Origin of the sequence: Campylobacter concisus, assembly GCF_002913945.1 — a bacterium.
Lineage (GTDB): Bacteria > Campylobacterota > Campylobacteria > Campylobacterales > Campylobacteraceae > Campylobacter_A > Campylobacter_A concisus_P.
In genome coordinates this window covers 1-6099 of record NZ_POZK01000033.1, presented here as the reverse complement: position 1 = coordinate 6099, position 6099 = coordinate 1, and the positions used below count along the sequence as shown (strand labels likewise).

The window sequence follows — 6099 nt, the reverse complement described above, 5'->3', positions numbered from 1 at the left end:
ATCAATTATAAGCAAAAACCCCTTGATATATCGTGCTTTTTAAAACATAAAATCATTTTTTTATTCTACTTACTATCAAATTCATTGACTCGGCTATAAAAAAAGATTATAATGCTCACAATTTTTAAAAATATATTAATTTAAAAAGGAACCAACATGAATAAAACTAATTAAAAGCAGAGGTTCTATTTAAGTATTTAGTTAAAGAGAACCTCTACGATAAGTTGCGAGAACCCTTATTGTAATCGTTCTCTACTTTTAAACTACTTAAATAAAAAAACTTCATTAGTACCAACCATATTGAGTTTATTGGGCACGCTATAAGTATGTCTATTTTGGTGAGATAGCTATTGCTGTCTTTATAAAATTTTTAAAAAGTCATAGGAGGAAAAATATGACTAGTAAAAAAATTATTTTAAATGATTTAAAGGCTATTAGAAAAAATAAAACAAAACAGGAGATTAAACAAGCATGCCTTGAAGTCTTGTTTCCACGACAAGCTACGATCAAAGAGTGTAGGCTAGTAATCGAAGGTCGTTTTAACATCAAGCTATCAAACAAGGAGTTTTCCAAATGGAGGAAAGAGTATGATGCAAAAGACACACATCAAACCTCTCATACAGATCAAATTCCTGAGGTTAAAGAAGACAAAAACAACGATGAGGAGCTAAGCAATGGCACTAACAATCAAGAGTAGCGATACAGCAGTTGCGGCAAATGCCGTAATTGCTCTACAAGAGCATATCGAAATGGGCAATAAGGCTAGTGAAAATATTAGAAATAATATTGAACTTTTTAATCAAACCGCAGATAGCTTTGATAAAAGCTTTAAAGAAAAAATAGAGCTAATAAAGCAAGGAAATACCGAACTTATAAGTGCAGCAAAAGAGGCCCGAAACAACTTTCAAAATACTCTAAAGAGTGCAGATAAAACTATATCAAAGATTAACTCATCTTTTAGCTCTTTGATGAAAAAGATAGTATATGCATTAATTGCCTTTTTATTTATAGAAGCGACCTTCTTTTTGGGCTACTTGTTTTATGATAGCCATAAGACAAATGAAACCAAAGCTGCACTACAAAATAAGCTAGATAAAGCACTTTATAACGTGTCTAATCTTAAAGGCTTTATCATTCATATCTACAACCAAGATAGCCAAAAAGCTAGCGAAGATTTTACTAAATGGCTAAACACAAATGGTGACAGCAGTGTTCAGCAGTAAGCAAATTTTTCTAATAGCAAGACACATACAATGTATGACACTTCGTTTTCATACCTTGTATAATCTTGCTCTGCCGAGGGCTACAATGCGAGATATAAGAAGCGTTAAAACGCTTCATCTCGCTAACAAATTTTATGAAAGGATATCATATGCTAAAAAACATTAAGGATAAAGTGCTCTCCACAAGGATAACTTATCAACAATATGATAAGTTATCTAAAATAGCTCTAGAGTTAGATATGTCAAGATCAGAAATTATTTCCTATCTTATTGATAATGGAATTACAAACTCTGAACCCATAAAAAAGAAGGAGCTAGATCCAGCAATCCTTGCAAATTTTTCTAGACCTTTTAATAACATTAATCAAATAGCAAAGAAACTAAATATAGCTTATAAGACCAGTGGCAATATAGATTTAGAAGTGATACTGCGAGCACAAGAAGATTTGTACAAAACTCAATCAGTGCTAACTGAAATTTTAAGCCTAATAAGGAGTAGATATGATAGTTAAGATCTCAAAGGGAGAAAAGGGCATAGCCGATTATCTAAAAACTGGCAAGAAAAGAGATTCAAAGCTAACTAGAGATGAAAAAGATGATAGATTGCCACTGGCTGGAAATTTAGATCTTATCGAGATGTCTGAAAGGCACCAGATAAAGAAAAAGAATAAGAAACATAACTACTATCATATATCCTTGTCATTTACTTCAGAGGAGTGGAGCAGACTATATGAAAGTGGCAATATAGATGAGCTTATAATGGATTTTTTGAGGCTAACTTTCCCAAATCACGACATAGATGAGCTACTTTTTTATGCTGAAGCTCATCTGCCTATAATAAAAGAAGAGCCATATATTCCTCGTCCAGAAGGGGCGCTAGAAAATAGAACATTAAACAAGAAACATAAAAACGGTGAACCTTTAAAAAGAGAGCCTCATATTCATCTAATAGTCTCTTTTGAAAATATGAAATTTACTCATAGCGTAAAAACTGGTGGAGTAATATATACAAAAGGTGCAGCCAAGCAACAAGTAAAAGCTATTATGGCTAAATCAGCAGAGAAATTTAAAAGAGTAGTTAATGACATCTTATCTAACAAGTATGGATTAAATAATATAGAGCCTTTAAGTATGGATGAAGACCAACTAAAAAAGCAATATGAAAGCTTTAAAAGTGCAGCACAAAAGGTTAAGAAAGGCAAAGAAAAAGATACGCAGATGAAGATAGAAACGGATGTAGTGATCGAGCCAAAAGCAAATATAAAAGAGCACAATATAAGTGTTGAAGAGCTACTAGCTGATGCTAAAAATTCTACAGCTGATTATATATTAAGAATGATAGAAGAAGATGAGAGTTTCAAAAAAGACTACTATGATAGGGCAAAGAGACTTAATGCAGTGGATATAAGGGAATTTTTGCCTATGATCAATGCAAAATTTAACATCACTGCAAAACCTGAAATGGTAAATGACAAATATAAAGTAAGAGTGGATGGTTTTAAGGGAACTTATAATCTAACTGACCTAATGTGTAAGATAGTCTATAATGGCAGAAAAGGAGCGTTGTTTCACGTAGTTAATGAGCTAGAGCAAATGCTTATAGAGCTTCAAGCTAATAAAAATGAGCCAAAGATAACATTAAGTGTAAGTAGTGACTTTGGCACGCCAAATAAAGACCCAAAAACTCAAGTGTTAAATAGCTGGAAAACAATACAAATAGAGCCATACAATCTAAAATCAATACTTAAAAACTATTCAGCTATATCAGTGGCAACTTTTAAAGATAAAAGTGAAGAAGCTGGTAATATTGATAGTATAACTCCTACGCTTATATATGATATAGATAACTCTAAATTTAGTGCAAATGATGCTCAAAATTTACTACAAAGTAAAGGAATAAAAGGCTTCATATACCCAACCACATATCAAACACCAGACACAAAAGTAGAGAAATTTAAACTCATCATACCCACAACAGATGCTCCAAGCTTAAATGAATATGATGAATACATAAAAGAGATAACAAGAGAGCTTGGGCTATATAACATAGTAAATAACTCCAGCTTGCATCCTAGTAAATTTCACTACACTCCAGTGCCAGGATCTGAACTTGTAAGCATTAGTGGAAAAACTTTTGATAATACAAGAGCCATTGAAGATGCTGGCTTAAAAACAGATATTAATAATATGGATATTAAAGCCATATATGAAGATTTACAAAATCTAAGAAAATATGAGCTTAGTCATGAACCAAAAGATACCAACTCGCATATTAAAAGAGCAAGCTACCAAGCTATATCATCAAAGATTCCAATAAAAGAGCTAATAGAATACTTTGACGAGAATACTGTGGTTAAAAAATATAAAGATTATCAAATACTCTTTAATAATAACAGTAGATATCTATACTTGCCAGAAGAAAACACAGCCTATTCTTTTAACCAAAATAGACACTATACTCCATATATCTACATTAGAGATAAATTTTATGAAGCAGCCAGAAAGATAAAAACCGGATTTTTAAATGATGGCGTCATTAAAAAGTTAGGACTTAAACAAAATGAATATGAAGGCTTCGTAAAAGGTATCGATGGCCATTTAGATATAAATAGATGCTATTTAGCTTTTATAAATAGAACTGAAAGCTTTAAAAAATATCTATCGGATATAGCTAAGATTAACTATAAAGGCTTAATTTATAATATAAAAACATATATGAAAGATTGGAAAGATATGCAAGGTTTTAATAAGCTAAAGGAGCGTTATAAAACAGATAAGATATGTCTAACAGAGGATCATATATCATTTGATTCACTAAAAATAATAAAGCAAGAGCTATATGATCAAGGACTTGATAAAGATTTTGGGATAGAGCAAACAAAACAACCATCAAATATAATAGAGACCAAAGAACAGAATATAAAGTCAGGATATGATAGTTTGGAGAGGTAGGCAAAACAAACATCAGCGAGGTATGAAAGTCTCTTATAAAACTAAACGTATCAGCTAAAAGTCTATATCTTTTTGATTGCTAGCCTTGCGGCAATATATTTCTTCTTTTCTTGTCAATCATACTAGTCTTTAGTATCTAATCCTTAAATATTTAGGAACATAATACTAATATGCACAAATAAATAAAGTTAATCTGATCAGGCAGGTATTAACACAAAAACCCAAACAACCATAGTGGGATTTTATTCCCAACTCCGACTTCTATGTCATCGGCAGTCATATAGGAGTTTGGTATGTCCTTTATCTGTTCAAAGCCTTTTTAGTCCCTCTAATTTCAAATATAACACGATAAAGTCATCTTGTCTGTAATTACTATTTAAATTAGTCAAAGCTTTACTTTGTAAAAAACTATATTAATTTATTTTATTGCCAATTAATATCTATAAATCTCTCATCTTCCATAAAATCAAATTTCTTTTCTCTATCAATACGACGTTTTAAATCATCAATTATATCTTTAATAAAAGTCCTGTGTTTTAATAAGTTTGCCGTATTCATCACAGACATTAGTTTTTCATAAAATTCAATATCTCTTTGTATTACGGACACCCAGCTTCCATAGGCTGTTCTTGAATTTTTCTCAAATTTTAGGCTTTTAAATAACTCGTAATCACTATTTTTTGAAACCATATAGGCGTATAGATGTGCCCTGGTATCAATGTTGGCATTTTCAGATTTATCGCTATTAAACTCGCAGATAAGTCTAGATATAAAAATCATCCTTTCTTTATCCATAAAATATTTATCTATAAATTTCTTAATAATATTTATTGTTTTTTGTGTATCTAATAATGGCGAATGAAATCCCATAAAAAATGATTTTAGAAATTCCCCTTTTTCAAAAACGAATTTCTTATCAGGTATTTTATGTATAGTTTCTATAATTTTTAAAAATATTTCTTCATGGTCTTTTCTATTAAATAGGATGGAAAAATCTGTATGCATATCAACGCTATAAACACCATTGCCAAGAGCGTTTAATATATTAATTATATATCTGTGTATAAAATCAGAATCATAGTTTAGAAATTTATTTAAGATGTTGGCATCATGATCAAAATTTATATTATCTTTTAGTCTCATAAAATATGCTGTTTCTGTCAGTTTTTTATCTGTTTTGATATATTCATCTAACATACCAGCAAACTGGTAGAAAAACATCTCAATAGTTATTAAAAATTTGTTATTGCTGATAGCTCTATTGCAAAGTACTTTTAATATTTTTAGCGTAATGTCTTTTTTGATATTTTCATACTTTTGCAAATAGTTAAAGTATTGTGGGATATTCGCAATATCGGCACTTTTATACAAATCAAGCAAATTATTAACATCTGTTTGAGTGATATCGTTTTCGTCTATGGCCGCAAATATCCCAGATCTCCAAAAGTCTTTTGCTTTAAAATTCTGTTTTTCTATAAACTCAAAAGCACCATTTTTGCCCAAAATCTTTATAAGAATACGATGATCCAAATATAATGAAAATGGATCACCTAGCTTAAAATACTCGCCTAAAACCTCTATAAACAGTTGCGAATCATTGCTTGATAAAATTTCAAGCAACATACTAAAGTTATTTTTAAAACTATATTTATCGCTATCATCAATCGTATTATAAATTTCTACACATATATTAAGTAGCTCTAGCCACCTGTCTTTTGTTTTATTATTATTCGAAATTTTTTCTAGTTCATTTTTTATATATGCCTTGTTTTGTTCAATATCATTGCCTTTAAATTTATAAGGACTTGCGCACAACAAATCATCTATACCAAAATAACTATGCTTAAATAGAGTTTGTATACTTTTATCATATGTAATGTTATTTTTATCCAAAAAAGATAAAAATTTTCTTACTATTTTACAA

Annotated in this window: 4 protein-coding genes and 1 pseudogene; 4 read left to right on the top strand and 1 reads right to left on the bottom strand. The window is 30.2% G+C overall.

Annotated features, from left to right (window positions below; translation table 11 throughout):
• Positions 1-394: 394 nt before the first annotated feature.
• The 4 genes from CYP64_RS07325 (at position 395) to CYP64_RS07310 (ending at position 4175) form a co-directional block, all read left to right on the top strand.
• Positions 395-697 (top strand): hypothetical protein, encoded by a 303-nt coding sequence (locus CYP64_RS07325; protein WP_103649245.1) that lies wholly within the window; start codon positions 395-397, stop codon positions 695-697.
• Positions 675-1223, top strand: coding sequence for a hypothetical protein (locus CYP64_RS07320; RefSeq protein WP_103649244.1), 549 nt, complete (start codon positions 675-677; stop codon positions 1221-1223). The genes CYP64_RS07325 and CYP64_RS07320 overlap by 23 nt, the downstream gene beginning before the upstream one ends.
• A gap of 149 nt (positions 1224-1372) precedes the next feature.
• Positions 1373-1735, top strand: coding sequence for a plasmid mobilization relaxosome protein MobC (locus CYP64_RS07315; RefSeq protein WP_103649243.1), 363 nt, complete (start codon positions 1373-1375; stop codon positions 1733-1735).
• Entirely contained in the window at positions 1725-4175 is a 2451-nt protein-coding gene (locus tag CYP64_RS07310) for an aminotransferase (RefSeq protein WP_103649242.1), read from the top strand. The genes CYP64_RS07315 and CYP64_RS07310 overlap by 11 nt, the downstream gene beginning before the upstream one ends.
• A 423-nt stretch (positions 4176-4598) precedes the next feature.
• Here the strand turns inward: CYP64_RS07310 and CYP64_RS07305 are convergent.
• Positions 4599-6099, bottom strand: a pseudogene (locus CYP64_RS07305) (ATP-binding protein); the annotation flags it as partial.

Coding starts and splice junctions, on each gene's coding strand:
- CYP64_RS07325 (WP_103649245.1), top strand. CDS start 395: ATGACTAGTAAAAAAATTATTTTAAATGATTTAAAGGCTATTAGAAAA.
- CYP64_RS07320 (WP_103649244.1), top strand. CDS start 675: ATGGCACTAACAATCAAGAGTAGCGATACAGCAGTTGCGGCAAATGCC.
- CYP64_RS07315 (WP_103649243.1), top strand. CDS start 1,373: ATGCTAAAAAACATTAAGGATAAAGTGCTCTCCACAAGGATAACTTAT.
- CYP64_RS07310 (WP_103649242.1), top strand. CDS start 1,725: ATGATAGTTAAGATCTCAAAGGGAGAAAAGGGCATAGCCGATTATCTA.